The sequence below is a fragment of the Acinetobacter sp. ANC 4216 genome (assembly GCF_004331195.1).
GTDB classification, from domain to species: domain Bacteria; phylum Pseudomonadota; class Gammaproteobacteria; order Pseudomonadales; family Moraxellaceae; genus Acinetobacter; species Acinetobacter kookii.
Genome location: NZ_SJOC01000006.1, coordinates 172,181 through 188,931 on the forward strand (window position 1 = coordinate 172,181; position 16,751 = coordinate 188,931).

16 protein-coding genes are annotated in these 16,751 nt (G+C 43.9%); 8 read left to right on the top strand and 8 right to left on the bottom strand.

What is annotated here, in order from left to right:
- The first annotated feature begins 135 nt into the window (after nt 1–135).
- Nucleotides 136–393, top strand: coding sequence for a GlsB/YeaQ/YmgE family stress response membrane protein (locus E0H88_RS06745; protein WP_092820933.1), 258 nt, complete (start codon nt 136–138; stop codon nt 391–393).
- A gap of 435 nt (nt 394–828) precedes the next feature.
- Here the strand turns inward: E0H88_RS06745 and E0H88_RS06750 are convergent, their stop codons facing one another.
- Complete coding sequence (locus tag E0H88_RS06750) at nt 829–1,530, bottom strand: DsbC family protein (protein WP_131273572.1); 702 nt, start codon at nt 1,528–1,530, stop codon at nt 829–831.
- A 99-nt stretch (nt 1,531–1,629) separates the two neighbouring features.
- Nucleotides 1,630–2,628 (bottom strand): CDF family Co(II)/Ni(II) efflux transporter DmeF, encoded by a 999-nt coding sequence (gene dmeF / locus E0H88_RS06755; protein ID WP_131273573.1) that lies wholly within the window; start codon nt 2,626–2,628, stop codon nt 1,630–1,632.
- Nucleotides 2,629–2,682: 54 nt separating this feature from the next.
- Here dmeF and E0H88_RS06760 point away from each other — a divergent pair, with 54 nt between their 5' ends.
- Nucleotides 2,683–2,949 (top strand): metal/formaldehyde-sensitive transcriptional repressor, encoded by a 267-nt coding sequence (locus E0H88_RS06760; RefSeq protein WP_092820981.1) that lies wholly within the window; start codon nt 2,683–2,685, stop codon nt 2,947–2,949.
- 115 nt (nt 2,950–3,064) lie between these two features.
- Nucleotides 3,065–4,252, top strand: coding sequence for an MFS transporter (locus E0H88_RS06765; protein WP_171458671.1), 1,188 nt, complete (start codon nt 3,065–3,067; stop codon nt 4,250–4,252).
- 110 nt (nt 4,253–4,362) lie between these two features.
- Here the strand turns inward: E0H88_RS06765 and E0H88_RS06770 are convergent, their stop codons facing one another.
- The 6 genes from E0H88_RS06770 to rpmH all read right to left on the bottom strand — a co-directional run bounded on the left by E0H88_RS06770 (nt 4,363) and on the right by rpmH (nt 9,171).
- Entirely contained in the window at nt 4,363–4,698 is a 336-nt protein-coding gene (locus E0H88_RS06770; protein WP_131273574.1) for a DUF1622 domain-containing protein, read from the bottom strand.
- A 373-nt stretch (nt 4,699–5,071) separates the two neighbouring features.
- Entirely contained in the window at nt 5,072–6,427 is a 1,356-nt protein-coding gene (gene mnmE / locus E0H88_RS06775; RefSeq protein ID WP_131273575.1) for a tRNA uridine-5-carboxymethylaminomethyl(34) synthesis GTPase MnmE, read from the bottom strand.
- A gap of 99 nt (nt 6,428–6,526) precedes the next feature.
- The gene (gene yidC, locus E0H88_RS06780) at nt 6,527–8,281 is read right to left on the bottom strand and encodes a membrane protein insertase YidC (protein ID WP_131273576.1); all 1,755 of its coding nucleotides are present in this window, start codon (nt 8,279–8,281) and stop codon (nt 6,527–6,529) included.
- Between the two features lie 5 nt (nt 8,282–8,286).
- Nucleotides 8,287–8,607, bottom strand: a complete 321-nt coding sequence (gene yidD, locus E0H88_RS06785) for a membrane protein insertion efficiency factor YidD (RefSeq protein ID WP_092820943.1) — start codon at nt 8,605–8,607, stop codon at nt 8,287–8,289.
- Nucleotides 8,608–8,616: 9 nt separating this feature from the next.
- Nucleotides 8,617–9,006: a ribonuclease P protein component gene (gene rnpA, locus E0H88_RS06790; protein ID WP_092820945.1), complete on the bottom strand. Its 390-nt coding sequence runs from the start codon at nt 9,004–9,006 to the stop codon at nt 8,617–8,619.
- A gap of 30 nt (nt 9,007–9,036) precedes the next feature.
- Nucleotides 9,037–9,171, bottom strand: coding sequence for a 50S ribosomal protein L34 (rpmH, locus tag E0H88_RS06795; protein ID WP_000831329.1), 135 nt, complete (start codon nt 9,169–9,171; stop codon nt 9,037–9,039).
- 662 nt (nt 9,172–9,833) lie between these two features.
- Between rpmH and dnaA the strand changes: the two genes are divergently transcribed.
- From dnaA to E0H88_RS06820, 5 genes are all read left to right on the top strand, one after another.
- Nucleotides 9,834–11,213, top strand: a complete 1,380-nt coding sequence (gene dnaA, locus E0H88_RS06800) for a chromosomal replication initiator protein DnaA (protein WP_092820947.1) — start codon at nt 9,834–9,836, stop codon at nt 11,211–11,213.
- 109 nt (nt 11,214–11,322) lie between these two features.
- Nucleotides 11,323–12,468, top strand: a complete 1,146-nt coding sequence (gene dnaN, locus E0H88_RS06805) for a DNA polymerase III subunit beta (RefSeq protein ID WP_131273577.1) — start codon at nt 11,323–11,325, stop codon at nt 12,466–12,468.
- 27 nt (nt 12,469–12,495) lie between these two features.
- Nucleotides 12,496–13,578 carry a DNA replication/repair protein RecF gene (gene recF / locus E0H88_RS06810; RefSeq protein ID WP_131273578.1) on the top strand — a complete coding sequence of 361 codons (1,083 nt, stop codon included), beginning with the start codon at nt 12,496–12,498 and terminating at the stop codon, nt 13,576–13,578.
- A 54-nt stretch (nt 13,579–13,632) separates the two neighbouring features.
- Nucleotides 13,633–16,101 (top strand): DNA topoisomerase (ATP-hydrolyzing) subunit B, encoded by a 2,469-nt coding sequence (gene gyrB / locus E0H88_RS06815; protein WP_092820953.1) that lies wholly within the window; start codon nt 13,633–13,635, stop codon nt 16,099–16,101.
- Nucleotides 16,102–16,275: 174 nt separating this feature from the next.
- On the top strand, nt 16,276–16,638 hold the full coding sequence (locus E0H88_RS06820) for a hypothetical protein (protein WP_131273594.1): 363 nt from the start codon (nt 16,276–16,278) through the stop codon (nt 16,636–16,638).
- Nucleotides 16,639–16,751: the final 113 nt, after the last annotated feature.

A 16,751-nucleotide genomic window follows, 5' to 3' on the forward strand; every position in this document is an offset into this window, starting at 1 on the left:
ATGCTTTAAATTGCAAGCGGCACAAAAAAACAACAGTTATTAGCAGGATTCATCTGTTTCGTGTTCGATAAATGATTAATTATAAAAATGAAAGCGAATTGAAATTAAATAAATGATAACAAAAGGAGAAGACTGATGTGGTCACTTATCGTTGCTATCGTGGTCGGTTTTATTGCAGGTTTAATTGCACGCGCTATTCATCCGGGTGATGATAAGGCAGGATTCTTCATTACTGCCTTGCTCGGTATTGCAGGTTCTTTATTGGCTACTTATGGTGGACGCTTGCTCGGCCTGTATGGTGAAAACTCTGCAGCAGGTTTTATTGCTTCGGTGATCGGGGCCATCATTATTCTGTTTCTTTATAATCTGGTGACCAAGAATTCCAGGGGTTAAATGTCCTGTCAAATCATGCAGTCAGCCATAAAAAAGCACCGTACACGGTAATGCCAGTCAGTTAAGAAATTGACTGGCATTTTCTTTTCTTAAATTCATGACTGTATTTGATTTATGGGAAAAGTCATCCGCAACTGTTTGAGGCCGGACTACATTAAAAAACGACTGTTTCTGCGACAAATTTGTTAGTTGATAGTGGCTGACGAGTTTTGCGGTGAGGAGCATTGCTCCGCAAGATGCCTTTGGTCTTACGAAGCAGTGCTTCTCAGGGCAAAACCAAAGTAACAAATGAGCTGCAAGAAATTGATTTAAAATGGTAAGACTCCGCCATGAATTACTAAAAAATTAAAGAGTTTATTTCTAAACTCCTTAACTGATCAGCATTAACCGTACATGGTGCTTTTTTATCGTTCCTTGCATCAGCACAAATCTATTTTATAAACCCAGTTCTTTCCAGATTTTTTCAATTTCCTGGGCAGGGTAGGCGCCCATGACTTTAAAGCCATTGGAGAAAATAATCGCGGGTGTCCCGGTTAAACCTAAAGTTTTACCTAAACTTAAATTACGCTCAATCGGATTGGCACAGCTTTTATTGGCACCGGGTTGAATTCCTTTAGCGATCAAATTTGACCAGGCCAAAGCTGGATCTTTCTCACAAAATACCTGTTTAGAAACGGCCACAGATTGAGTTTTAATGGGGTAAATAAAGGTGTAAATCGTCACATCCTTTAATTTGCTTAGTTCAGTCTCAAGCTGTTTACAATACGGGCAATTTGGGTCAGAAAAGATCGCGATCTGGCGTTTACCATTACCTCGCACGGTTTTGATTGCATCCTGTAATGGCAATTTTTTCCAGTCAATACTGTTCTGCTTGAGTATTAAATCTTTGGTCAGGTTTTTCTGGTCACTTAACCGGAACATGGAACCGACCAGAATATGTTGGGCATCTTCCCCCAAATACACCACTTGGCCATCCATTGAGCCGCTATAAATCCCTTTCATTTCGGTGGCTTGAATATTTTCAATGTTCAGTTTGGGATGCTGCTTGCTCAGGTTAGTTTTCACCGTATCGACATTTGCCAAAGTTAAAGTGGAAATAAAACTCATCAAGGCACATGCCAATGTTTTTTTAATCATCTGTTTTGCTCATTGCTTTAAGATCTTTCCTGCTGATTCTACCCAAAAACCCGCCAGCTCATCTTAAAATTTTAGCTCGCCTTACTGAAAACCCACAGATTAACCCAGCAAGGTTTCACGTGGAACATTGACTGATCGCGGATTAATTTCCACCGAAACATGTACGATTTCTTCATGAATGGATAAGGCCTCACGAACCTGGTCTGCATTCAAACTGGAATCGGTGACCAAAGCTAAAATACAGGAAAATTTACCTTTACCCACTTTCCAGACATGCAGGTCGGTAATTTCTACCACTGGAAATTCTGCAATTACCTCACGAATTTCTTCTACCACAGGATGATCCATTTCTGCATCCAACAAGGTTTTTCCAGTTTCCTTGATCAATCCCCAAGCCCATTTTGCTACCAGAATGGCTCCGATAATACCCAATAAGGCGTCCAGAAAAGTCCAATTCAAATACTTGGCAGCAAACAGCGCAATAATGGCAAAGACTGAAGTCACCGCATCGGCAACCACATGCATAAAGGCGGCTTTCTGGTTCAGGTCATGCTCGGTATGAGTATGCTCATTTTCGTGAGCATGATCGTGGTGATGGTGATGGTGATGGTGATGGTGATGGTGATGGTGATGGTGATGGTGATGGTGATCATCATGCAGCAACCACGCACAGATTAAATTAATCACCAGGCCCAGAATTGCAATCGGAATGGCCTGATTATAAAGAATATCAATCGGGTTAAGCAGTCGTTCAACCGATTGAAAAGCCATAAACACCGCCACCACCATCAGCAAGATGGCGCTGCTATAACCTGCCAAAATTTCAATTTTCCAGGTGCCAAAACTAAAACGATGATCCTGCGCATAACGGCGTGCGGAACGGTAAGCAAAATAAGCCAGTCCCAGCGCCAGCATATGCGAGCTCATGTGCCAGCCATCCGCCAGCAAAGCCATAGAATTGTAAATCCAGCCCCCAATCACTTCTAATAGCATCATCACTGCCGTTAGAATGGTCGCCAATAAAATACGTTTTTGTGCAAGCGGATTACCTTCATCAAACTGATGATGGTGGGTGCGGGTCAATGGGGCGTTTTGCATAATCTAGCTTTTCAATATACTCCCCCATAGTATATTTATTTTTGGAGAATAATGTTGGGGCATTTACATCAGGACAAGAAAATTCAAAACCGGGTCAAACGCTTACAAGGACAAATCAATGCCGTGGAGCAAGCGTTAAATCATCCGGAAAATTCATGTATCAGTATTTTGCAACAAGTCGCAGCCATTAAGGGGGCAGTGAATGGCCTGATGAATGAGCTTATTGAAGCGCATTTGCGTCATCACGTGATTGGAGAACAAACAGCAATTAATGAAGCAGAACTGGAAGAATTTCTTCAGTTATTAAAACGTTATAGCTAGATTTCTTACATTTTATCCATTGACGCTATATAGGGATTGCCAGTACGCTAAATTCTCCTTTTTCTCCCCATATTTGCCCTTTTGAATGCTGTGGCAAATATTTTTGTGACCCTCTATGACAAATCAACAATCCTGGCGCCCATTTTTAATGGTCAGCCTGGCACTTTGTATTGGAACGATGGGGACGGCACTGGCCAGCCCTTTATATCCCATCTATCAGCAACTTTGGCATTTGTTGCCGAGTCATATCACCTATATTTTTGTCACTTATATGTTGGGCTGTTTAGCCACGCTGCTGTTTTTAGGCCGTACCAGTAACAGCATTGGCTTTTTAAAAACCTTAGAACTGGGTTTGGTCATCATCACAGTTGGGCTTCTGCTGTCCATGTTTGCAAACAATGCGCTATGGCTGTCTTTGGGGCGTTTTATTATCGGGATTGCCTCGGGATTAATGACCACATCGGCATTGATTGGACTGATGTGGAGCATTCCTGAATCGCATAAAAGCCATGCACCACAGCTCAGCTCGGTGATTACTGCCGTTGGCTTTGGTTTAGGTCCCCTGGTGGGTGGACTGATTGCCCAGTTTTCTGCCACCCCGTTATTTACTCCGTATATTCCGGTTATTATCGGGGCAGTGTTGTGTTTTATAGGCTTGTTACGTCTGCCTCAGCCTGAATTTACCGCACAAGCTTTTTCAATTGCACCCCGTTTAGAACGTCCTGAAGCACAATTCCGTCCTGAATTTTATATTACCGGTTTGACTGCCTTTTGCGCCTTTGCAGCGTTCAGCCTATTCGCTTCGCTTTCCCCCTCATTTGTACAGGTCATTATTCCCTGGCATGGTCCTTTAGTGAGTGGCTTAGCCATTACCTGCATTCTGCTGATTTCTGCAATGGTGCAGTATTTTTCCAGATCGATTCCTGCAAGAAAATGCCTGAATTACGGGCTGTATACACTGTTGTTCAGTTTATTAATTTTGGGTTTATGTATGTACTTACACTGGAGTTTTCTGTTTTTTATCAGTGATGTACTGCTTGGCGTTGGGCATGGATTAGCCCTGATCGGGGCATTTGGCTTAATTCACGCCATGACCAATCCACACAATCGAGCTGCAGTAATGTCGACCTATTTATTTGTCGCATATTTAGGCACCATTTTACCCATTATTGCAGTGGGCTATCTTGCCGATCATTTCGGTTTAACCGCAGGCGTGCTCAGTTTTTGTGCCGCGTTCTGTTTGCTCTGTCTATATTTATTAATTTGGCATAAAAATATTAAGGTAGAAAAATATTTTGCTTAAACCAGACCCAAAAACGGAATAGCGAGGGCGATCATGGAAATGTAAGCCCCATGAAGATAAAGCATTAAAGCAAATGCAGAGCTGTTTTTATATTTGGTCTTTCCCTCAACTCATTTTCCCTGCATAGGTTGATGTTCAAGCTCTTTGATTAAGAAATAATTCAAGAAAGTACGAATTACGGCAATAATGGTCAATTTAATCAAGCTATCCAGATCTGGATCGACAGTGGTGGCTAAAATATCGGCGGCGAGCTGGAATTCAAGTGCAGTGGCAAGCCAATCTCCAAAACAATAACGTGCTGTGCGACCTGATTTAAGCTGGATTAACACCATTGAGGTTTTGATCAAGCCAATGATTACACACACCACGGAAATCATTTCTAAAAATAATTGGAGGAAATGAACCCAAGAAATTAATAATTCACGCAAAAACATGACATCAAACATTCACCACCTCCATAAGAGATTCTACCTCTTACTTTCTGACATCAACATCTGTCCACATTGCCTCAATGATAAAAAATTATTCTCAGTTTTAATTGTCTGATTCACAAGTCTAGATTGTAGGCTCATTCTCAAAACGCTTGAACGCCTTGTATTCACTCTCGGCAGAATTGAATTGCCCAAATTTTCATTAAGATATTCTTCTATGTAGTGAGGTATGTATAGCCGAGTAAAATATCATGCCATTCGATCCAGGTTTAGACGATAATGAATCATCAAATGACATAAAAAAAAGCACTAAGCAATTAAAACTTAATGCTATTTTATTTAAATTAAAACTTGCTGGAATTTATTAGAATATCGGATAAATTTGAAATTACTTTCCGATACAGAACGAACCGAAAATCTTGCCCAACAAGTCATCTGCACTGAAGTCCCCGGTAATTTCGCCCAAGGCATTTTGAGCCAGTCGCAGGGATTCCGCCACCAACTCGCCTGCGTTATACACCACCAGTTGTTCACGCGCTTCTGCCAGATAGGCCTGAGTACGCTTCATTGCGTCTAAATGACGCGTACGGGCAATAAAGGTATCTTCTTCCGGCTGGAAGCCTGCATGCGCTGTAATCGCCTCTATGAGTGACTGAACTCCGGTTTCCTGCTTGGCAGAAACGGTAATATGACGGAAACCCTGATAGTCGCCAATTGCAGCCGCTGCACCAGTCAAGTCACACTTGTTGGCAATCAGCATTAAACGGCGCGGTTCCAGATGTTCGGCAAAATAGTTTTGAGCCAATTGCAGCGGATCTTCGCCCTGGCTTAAGTCATAGACCAGCAGCAACAAATCGGCCTGTTCAATTTCTTTAATCGCGCGGCGGATGCCTTCTTTTTCCACCACATCACCGGTTTCACGCAAACCTGCGGTATCGGTCAGGGTAATCGGCAAGCCATTCAAGGTGATTTTTTCATGCAACACATCACGGGTGGTACCGGCAATATCGGTCACAATGGCGCGTTCATTGCCCGCCAGGGTATTCAGCAGGGAAGATTTACCCGCATTCGGTTTACCCGCAATCACCACCTGCAAACCTTCGCGCAATAGCTGGCCTTGGCGTGCCGAGGTCTGAACGGCAGCGACAGAACTTTGCACATCTTCCAGCAGGGCTAAAATTTTACCGTCTGCCAAAAAGTCGATTTCTTCTTCCGGGAAATCAATAGCAGCTTCCACATGCAGGCGCAGGTGAATCAATTTCTCCAGCACGGTATTGACCCGGGTAGAAAAGGCACCTTGCAAGGAGCGTACCGCAGAACGCGCAGCGGCCTGGGAGGTGGCATCAATCAGGTCGGCAATCGCTTCGGCCTGAACCAGATCCAGTTTGCCATTTTCAAAGGCACGCATGGAAAACTCACCGGCTTTGGCAGCGGTTGCACCCAGTTCCAGCAAACGGCCAAGCAGGGCATTTTGAATCACCGGACCACCATGACCCTGCAACTCCACCACATCTTCACCGGTAAAGGAGTGGGGGTTAGGAAAGCAAATGGCCAAGCCTTCATCCATGACTTCACCAGCCGCATCATAAAACTGGCGGAAACCGGCAAAACGGGCTTTAGGCAAGGCTTTTTGGGTTAAAGCTTCAGCAATGGCATAAGATTTTGGACCCGACAGACGAATTACCCCCACGCCACCACGTCCGGGCGGAGTTGCAATCGCAGCTATCGTAGTAAGGTTTTGCATAAAATTCACCTAAAAAATCCCAAATCACAGCCAAAGAAAAATCCGCCTAAGATTACCATCTTAAGCGGATTTATTCAGCTATTCGCAATCAGTCGTTACTTAAACAACGTCACGTTTTTCGCGTTCTTTCTCAACACCTTTGTTGATCAGACCTTGCTGCAAGATGGTAATACTGTTGTTGACAATCCAGTACAACACCAAGCCCGCAGGGAAGAACAGCATAAATACGGTGAAGATAATTGGCATGATCTTGAAGACTTTCGCCTGCATCGGATCAGCCGGTTGCGGATTTAAGGACTGCTGGATAAACATGGTCAAGCCCATCAGTAACGGCAGTATAAACCACGGATCCATTGCAGACAAATCTTGAATCCAGCCTAACCATGGTGCATGACGAAGTTCTACCGACTCCATCAATACCCAGTACAAGGCCAGGAAAATCGGCATTTGCAATAGCAATGGCAAGCAACCCGATAATGGATTGACCTGTTCACGCTTATACAGCGCCATCATTTCTTGCGAGAAGCGCATACGGTCTTCACCGAACTCTTCTTTCATGCGTTGCATTTCAGGAGCAATCACACGCATTTTCGCCATCGAACGGTAGCTCTTGGACGACAATGGCCAAAGAATTAGCTTCACCAACACAGTCAACAGGATAATTGACCAGCCCCAGTTGCCCACAATGTTATGGAAGAACTGCAGACCTAAGAACAATAATTTGGCAATTGGCCACAACCAGCCATAATCAACAGTTTGATTCAGGCCCACAGCGAGGTCTTTCAATTCAGACTGAATTTTAGGACCAGAATAGAAAGTCGCGTCCACTTCCGCCGTGGTACCGGCAGGTACATTCATGGTCGGTGAAGTGAAACCAATAATGTTCATATTATCGGTAGATTGGCGAGATTCCAGTTTGGCACTATAAGGCTGACCATTGGCTTGAGTCAGTTTAATATCCCCCGGAATCCAGGCACTGACAAAATAATGCTGCACCACAGCAACCCAGCCGCCTTTGGCTTCCACATTCAACTTTTCATCGTTGAAGTTGTCAAATTTCAGCTTGTTATAATGTTCATCTGGCGTTCCCCACGCACCGCCCAGGAATGTGCCGAGGGTGAAAATACCTTGGGAAGATTTACCTGGATCATCCGAATTATCACGCTTGATCTGGCCAAACATCTGGCCCTGCCAGTTCTGGCTACTGCGGTTCACCACTTTGTGGCTGACACTAATCGGATATTCACCTTGTTTGAAGCTAAAGGTCTTAATAATCTCGACACCATCAGCAGTTTTATAGACCATCGGTACCGATAAAACTTTAACCGCTTGACCATCTTTGGTTTTTTCCGCTTTGGCATCTGCCAAGGTATAAGACGCTTTTTCAATCTCATATACCGGACGACCGTTGCGGTTACTGTCTGGTCCATTTAAACCAATCAATCCAGACTGAGCCACATAGGTGCGCTGAGCATCGCTTTCCAGCATCACGAACGGCGCATTACTGTCTTTATCTTTATCATGGTTCAATAATTCAATACGAACAATGTCACCACCTTTAGGATTAATCCAAAGATGATAAAGGTCAGTCTGTACTGAAATAAGCTGTTGACTTACAGGTGCAGTGGCATCTGTTGTAGTTTGCTGAGTCGCAATATTCGCTTGAGGCATGTCAGACGCAGTAGCAGCGGTTTGACCATTTGGCAAATCTGCAGATACTTCATGTGAAACAACGGCAGTTTGTTGCTGCGGTTGAGTTTCTGCATGACCATAATCTTTTTGCCAAGCCAAAATAAGCAAATATGCGACGACAAACATGGCCCCTAGAATTGCAAACCTGGCCCATTGTTGCATATCTATTATCCCAAGTAGTTAGAGTGATTTCGGTTCAATAAACGATCACGAAAGGGTACAACAACGTGAAGCGTTTGAGAATCTATTTGCTGAAATGAAATAAAACGAATTGCCTTTGGCGGTACCGGATCATAACCTGAGCCCCCCCAAGGATGACAACGACAAATACGCTGAGTAGCTAACCACGCACCACGCAGAGCCCCATAAGTATGGACTGCTTCCAAAGAATATTGAGAACATGTTGGAATATAACGACAGCGAGGTCCCAATAAAGGACTAATCGCGATCTGATAGAATCGAATCAACCAATGCAGTAAACGTACCATTGGCCTTCTCTACTTTTGTGGGGAGGGAGCTATCTTTTTATGCTTTTTGGCAAGGCGTTGCAATTTCTGCCAAGCAAATTGTAATTGCTGCTGCAATTCTGCATTAGGCACTGCTTCAATGCCCATTTTAGGCATGACCACAATATCTAATAAATCTAATTGCTGCTGATGCAGGCGAAAACTTTCACGAGCAAGACGTTTTACTCTATTTCTTTCATGTGCACGACGCACTTTCTTCTTCGCAACAACAATACCCAAACGGCTTTTCGGCTGTTCGGAATTTTTTGCAAGAAATAGGAAATGGGGTTGATGCACTTTAAAAAGCGCACCATCAAACACACTTTTATAATCGGCAGCACAGCGTATACGTACATCTGTGCTGAAGCCATAAAGTGTCATAACACCCAAAATCGTAATAGCGTTAACAGATTAAACAGTTAAGCTATGACGACCTTTTGCACGACGGCGAGCTAATACTTGACGACCAGCTTTAGTAGCCATACGAGCACGGAAACCATGAACACGCTTACGCTTTAATTCTGATGGTTGGAATGTACGTTTCATATTGAAACTCCAAAAATGATCTTTCTATGAAGGTTCGCGATTTTAGTGTTCATTCAGTGAGCTGTCAATCAAAAACAAACTTTCTTTCAAAATAAGCCGGTTTTTACAAGATTGACGGATTGAGCATATCGTTAGATTATTAAAAATTGTATCTATTTTATACACAGTGTAAATTATTGATTAATAAAACAACATAAGTTATAAACAGAAATACTCACAATATTATCCACAGGCTGTTGTGAATAAACATGATTGTGTTGGGTAATGAATTTAAATTTATAACTTTTTAGAGTTATCCCCACAAAACCGCATTTCTATAAATAAATTCAAATTTATAAATTTAAATTTATTATTATTAGGGTGGGTTTTTTTTGTGGAAAAGCATATTTTATTTTTAATAAACATAAATTTAAATTGTGGATATCTATGTTTTTATGATTTTATTAATTTGTGGATAACTTTGTGCTATATTTTATCCACAGCTTGCGGATAAACTTATCCACACCATGATTTAAATTTAAATTTAATCGGAAATTTGCTTTTTTGAGTGATATTTCCTGAATTTTGCCATGACAGATGTGGATAACTTCGATAGAATGGCGACCCGCTCGGTCGGGCTCGCATGATTTTTTTACTAACAATGGAATGAATAGGGGTTTCACATGCTTTGGACAGACTGTCTAACTCGTTTGCGACAAGAGCTTTCGGGAAATGTCTTTACCATGTGGATTCGCCCTCTGGTTGCTGAAGAGCTGAATGATACTTTAAGACTCTATGCACCCAATCCGTATTGGACCCGCTATATTCAGGAGCATCATCTGGAGCTGATTACGATTTTGGCTGAACAGATGTCTGAAGGCCGGGTACGTAAAGTCGAGATTCTGGTGGATTCACGTCCGGGTGCAATCTTGTCAGCCAATGAACAGCCAGCAACCACCACGGCTGCATTGCAATCTGTTCCGGCAGTTGTTTCCAAACCGAAAAAAGAAAAAGATGAAACCGGCAGTAAAAACAGCCGTAAACGTTTACTCAATCCCTTATTTACTTTTTCACTATTTGTTGAAGGCCGTTCCAACCAGATGGCAGCTGAAACATGCCGTAAAGTGTTAACTCAGTTGGGCGCTTCACAGCATAACCCGCTATTTTTATACGGACCGACCGGTTTGGGTAAAACCCACCTCATGCAAGCTGTCGGCAATGCCCTGTTACAGGCCAAACCCAATGCACGGGTGATGTACATGACGGCCGAGAGTTTTGTACAGGATTTTGTCAGCTCTTTACAGCAAGGCAAAGTGGAAGAGTTTAAAAAGAATTGCCGCTCGCTCGATCTGTTGCTGGTGGATGATATTCATTTGCTGGCCGGTAAAGAAGCCAGCTTGGTGGAGTTCTTTTATACTTTTAACGCGCTATTGGATGAATCGAAACAGATTATTCTGACTTCCGACCGTTATCCCAAAGAATTGACGGAACTGGATGCACGTCTGGTTTCACGTTTTTCCTGGGGATTGTCAGTTGGAGTTGAGCCACCGGATATTGAAACCCGAATTGAAATTTTGCTGAAAAAAGCCGAAAGCAGTGGAGTGGAGTTGCCGCGTAACTGTGCCCTGTTTATTGCTCAGCAAGTGGTGGCCAATGTTCGTGAGCTGGAAGGTGCGCTGAACAAGGTGGTGGCGATTTCCCGTTTTAAAGGCACGCCGATCGATCTGGATGTCGTGCGTGAATCGTTAAAAGATGTGTTGGCCATCCGTGCCCGTACCATCAGTACTGAAAATATCCAGCGCGTGGTGAGTGAATATTTCCGTATTCCTTTAAAAGAAATTGTCGGTCCCAAGCGGACCCGTATTTATGCCCGTCCACGTCAGCTGGCCATGGGTTTGGCACGTGAACTGACCGGGGACAGTTTTCCCGAAATTGGCATGGCTTTTGGTGGGCGTGATCACAGTACCGTGATGCATGCCTGTGAAAAAGTGATCAGCCTTCGGGAAGAAGATCCGATCTTTAATGAAGACTATAAAAACCTGCAACGGCTGTTGCAAAGCTGATCTGAATTGATCAAATTCTATTCTTGCAATGCGGCATATTCTGCCGCATAGTACACTGCTAAAAAACACATTTATTTATTTTCATCTTCAGTTGTTAGAGGAATGTACCGTGCGTTTGAAAATCGCGAAAGAAAGCTTACTTAATGTTCTGTCACATGTCGTAGGAGCGGTTGAACGTCGCCATACTTTAAACATTCTGTCTAACGTCAAAATTCAAGTAAATAATGAATCCTTAACCATTACCGGTTCTGATCTGGAAGTGGAACTGGTGGCCAGTACCACCCTGGCTGAAGGCGCTTGCCTGCAGGCGGGTGAAACCACTGTACCGGCACGTAAACTGATGGATATCTGTAAATCCTTGCCTGCTGCGGCATTGATTGACCTGCAAATTACCGAAGATCGCTGTGTTTTAAAATCGGGCAATAGCCGCTTTGTACTGGGGACTTTGCCAGCTGAAGACTACCCGTTGTTAAGTACCGAAAATGCCCAGGGTACGCAAGTGACCGTGACTCAGCGCGAATTAAAACGCCTGTTTGAAAAAACGGCTTTTGCAATGGCGGTACAGGATGTACGTTTTTATTTAACCGGAACACTGCTTGAAATTGACCAAAATCAGTTGCGTGCTGTAACGACTGATGGTCACCGTCTTGCGCTGTGTGAAACTGTTGCACAATCTACTGCAACTCAGCCTATCCAGGCGATTGTGCCTCGTAAAGCAGTCGCAGAGTTACAGCGTCTGCTCAGCATTGAAGATGAGCAATTGTCTTTATTGATTGGCCGTGAACTGTTAAATGTGACCATTAGCACCCCAAGCCGGGATAAAGAGCAGGGCGATATTACCGTTCGTTTCACGACTAAACTGATTGATGGAAAATTCCCGGATTACCGTCGCGTGATTCCACGTGGTGGCGATAAAAACGTATTGATCGCGCATGACGTATTCAAGCAATCCTTGCAGCGTGTGGCCATTCTCAGTAATGAAAAATTACGTGGCGTGTTCCTGAATTTTGGTGCCGATTCTTTGCAGCTGCGTGCCAATAACCCGGAGCAAGATGAAGCGATTGAAGATTTGGCCATTCAGTATGCCGATGCACCGATGGAAATGTCTTTCAATGCCCAGTACCTGCTTGATGTGCTGAATGTGTTAGATGGTGAAGATGTTTCTATGACCATGACTGAAGCGAATCAGTCGGTATTGGTACATGATCCGGCACAACAGGATCAGACCTATGTTGTAATGCCAATGCGTGTTTAATTCAACGCTATTGAATCAGATTTAACCATGCATATTACGCGTTTAAATATAGAACGTGTTCGAAACTTAAAGACGGTTGCACTCCAGGAGTTGCAGCCGTTTAATGTCTTTTACGGGCAAAATGGTTCAGGCAAGACCTCGATTTTGGAAGCCATTCATCTGCTGGCGACCGGACGTTCTTTTCGTACCCATATTCCGAAAAATTATATTCAGAATGAAACCGGCGACGCGATTGTGTTTGCACAATCGGCAACGGAAAAAATCGGCATGCAAAAGCTGCTCTCCGGTGAACAGCTGATTAAGGTCAATGGCGATCATATTGCTACCCAAGGGCAACTGGCCAAAATCCTGCCTTTACAGCATATTGATCCACAAAGTACCGATATTATTGATTATGGGGCCAAACCGCGCCGGCAATTGCTGGACTGGCTGATGTTCCACGTGGAACCGGATTTTTATCATGCCTGGCAGTACTATGCCCGTGCCTTAAAGCAACGCAACAGTTTGCTGAAATCGAACAGAAATCTCAGTTTGCAGGATCTGGAACCGTGGAACAAAATGCTGGCGGAATATGGCGAAATGCTGAATTCGCAGCGTAGCGGCATTGTCGAGCAGTGGAAGGTTTATTTTGAGCAGGATTTGCAGCATTTGCTGCCCAATCTTGCGGTTGAACTGGAATATAGTCCCGGCTTTCATACCGAACAGGGCCTGCTGCATGACCTGACTGCGCATCATCAGAAAGATGTCGATCGCCGTTATACCGAATATGGACCGCATCGTGCAGATTTACGTTTAAAAACAGCCATGGGCGATGCCGATGTAGTGCTTTCACGCGGCCAGAAAAAGCTCCTGATTATGGCTTTAAAACTGTCACAGATTGCAATGCTGCATGCCTGTAATAAGGAAACTGTGGTATTATTAGATGATCTGACAGCAGAATTAGATTTAACTGCACAACGACGATTAATTGAGCGATTGAGCCAGCTGGGTAGTCAAGTTTTTATTACCACTTTAGAGCATGAATCGGTCAAAAAACATTTACATGATTTGTCTATTTCATATCAATTATTCAAAGTTGAAAATGGTCAAGTTCAGGTTGTTGTGCAATAACTTTTTAAATTTTACCCATCTTTGGATAGACCTATATTTCACTAGGGAGAAACCATGAGTTCAGAAGATCAAGCTGCTTCTCAAACAGAACCAACCCATGAAAAGGCTTATGATTCCTCTAGTATCAAGGTGTTACGAGGCCTCGATGCTGTGCGTAAGCGTCCAGGTATGTATATTGGTGATACTGACGATGGCTCGGGCCTACATCACATGGTGTTTGAAGTGGTCGATAACGCCATTGATGAAGCCTTGGCAGGTCACTGTGACGAAATCTTGGTGACCATTCATGAAGATGAGTCTGTCAGCGTATCCGATAACGGCCGTGGTATTCCGACCGATATTCACCCTGAAGAAGGCGTGTCTGCAGCTGAAGTGATTTTAACCATTCTGCATGCCGGCGGTAAGTTTGACGATAACAGCTATAAAGTTTCTGGCGGTTTGCACGGTGTCGGGGTTTCGGTCGTCAACGCCCTGTCCAGCAAACTGGAATTGACCATTCACAGAGCTGGCCATATCCACCAACAAGAATATAAACATGGTGACCCGGTCTATCCACTCAAAGTCGTGGGCGATACCGATAAAACCGGGACAACAGTGCGTTTCTGGCCAAGTGCCGAGACCTTCAGTCAAACCATTTTCAATGTTGATATTTTGGCGCGCCGTTTACGTGAACTTTCATTTTTAAATGCGGGTGTACGTATTGTGCTACGTGATGAACGTATCGATGCGGAGCATGTGTTTGATTATGAAGGCGGTTTGTCTGAATTTGTGAAATATATCAACCAGGGCAAAACCCATCTGAATGATATCTTTCATTTTACTGTTCAGGCAGACAATGGCATTGGTGTGGAAGTTGCCTTGCAATGGAACGACACTTATCAAGAAAACGTACGCTGTTTTACCAACAACATTCCCCAAAAAGATGGGGGGACGCATTTAGCCGGTTTCCGTGCAGCTTTGACCCGTGGTTTAAACAGCTATATGGAAAGTGAAAACTTGCTCAAAAAAGAGAAAGTGAACGTTTCTGGTGATGATGCGCGTGAAGGCTTGACCGCGATTGTTTCGGTTAAAGTGCCTGATCCGAAATTCTCTTCACAAACCAAGGAAAAACTGGTTTCCAGTGAAGTGAAGCCCGCCGTAGAACAGGCAATGAATAAATCATTTGCTGAATATCTTCTGGAAAATCCAACAGCGGCCAAAGCAATTGCGGGTAAAATTATCGACGCGGCACGTGCGCGTGATGCGGCGCGTAAAGCGCGTGAAATGACCCGTCGTAAGAGCGCACTGGATATTGCAGGTTTACCAGGCAAACTGGCAGATTGCCAGGAAAAAGACCCGGCATTGTCTGAACTGTACCTGGTCGAAGGTGACTCTGCGGGCGGTTCTGCAAAACAGGGCCGTAACCGTAAGATGCAGGCAATTCTACCGCTAAAAGGTAAAATCCTGAACGTAGAACGTGCACGTTTTGACAAGATGATCTCGAGTCAGGAAGTGGGTACGCTGATTACGGCACTGGGCTGTGGTATTGGCCGCGAAGAGTACAATCCGGACAAATTGCGTTATCACAAAATCATCATCATGACTGATGCTGACGTCGACGGTTCGCACATCCGTACGCTGCTGTTGACCTTCTTCTTCCGTCAAATGCCTGAACTGGTGGAACGCGGCTATATCTATATTGCACAGCCACCGTTATATAAACTGAAAAAAGGCAAGCAAGAGCAGTACATTAAAGATAATGATGCGCTTGAAACCTATCTCATTTCTAACGCAATTGATGAGCTGGAACTGCATGTAAGCAGTGAGGCTCCGGCTATTCGTGGTGAATCTTTAGCAAAAGTCATTGCTGACTATCAGACTTCACAAAAGAGCTTGCAACGTTTAACGCTACGTTATCCAGCAAGCTTGCTGGACGGTTTACTGGGCCTGGAAGCATTCAAGCTCGACCATAGCCATGACGAAGACTATGTAAAACAGTGGGCTGAACAGTTGCGTGCAGCCATTGAAGTTCAACAGCCGAGTTTACGCCCTGAAATCACGCTTGAACTGTTTGAAAAAGAACATGCAGACGGTAGCAAAGTGGCACATTACTGGCCACGCGTAACAGTTTATGTACACAACTTGCCGCATCATTATTTACTGGATGCCGGATTGCTCGGTTCAAGTGAATACAAGCGTTTGCTGCAAAATTCAAAGAGCTGGTTTAGCTTGCTTGAAGAAGGCGCTTATTTGCAGAAAGGTGATCGCAAGATCCAGGTATCGACTTTTCATCAGGTTTGGCAGCACATTTTATCCGACTCACGTCGCGGCATGATGATCCAGCGCTATAAAGGTTTGGGCGAGATGAATGCGGAACAGCTGTGGGAAACCACCATGGATCCTGAAAACCGTAACATGCTGCAAGTGACCATTGAAGATGCCATTGAGGCAGACCGCATGTTCTCCTGCTTGATGGGAGATGATGTGGAACCGCGTCGTGCCTTCATTGAAGAAAATGCCTTGAATGCGGATATTGACGCTTGATGCATTGATGAGTGAAATTGTAAAAAGCATCCTTCGGGGTGCTTTTTTTATGCTATTTTTATCTTAATCCGATTAACTTTTAGCCATCTTTATTTTTATTAAAATGACGTATTCCTCTGTCATGATGACTCTAAGCAAGAGGAAATCATCATGCAATATGACGAGGTGGGCGCTATGGATCAAGAATTGAAACAGATCCGCGATATCTGGACTCAGGCCTTTTTTAGCGGAGATTACGAGGTTCTGGCTCAGTATGAACATGAACAGTTCAAAGTGGTCTACGAGCAGGAAGGTCGTGTGGAAAGCAATTTTGTCCGTTATGACCGGATTGCGCATGCTGTAAAAAATGGTGTCTGGAAGCCCCAAAAACTCGCAGTTGAGTTTGAAGAATTTGATTATGATAAAGATTTAAAGCATTGCCAGGTCTTGATTGGCTTGCAGGATCAGAAACAGATTCGGGAATTATGGGTCAATGAGGGCGTCTGGAAAATAATCGAACTCAGGTTTTTAAAACGCAAAAAAAACAGCTCAGGATAAGTCAAAAAACTAATTTCAAACTATCCACATAGTGGCAAGTGCTCTGTGGATAAGTTCCGGAACAGCCATTTTGGCTCAGTTGAAGAGTAAAAAAACACTTATCCACAAGATAA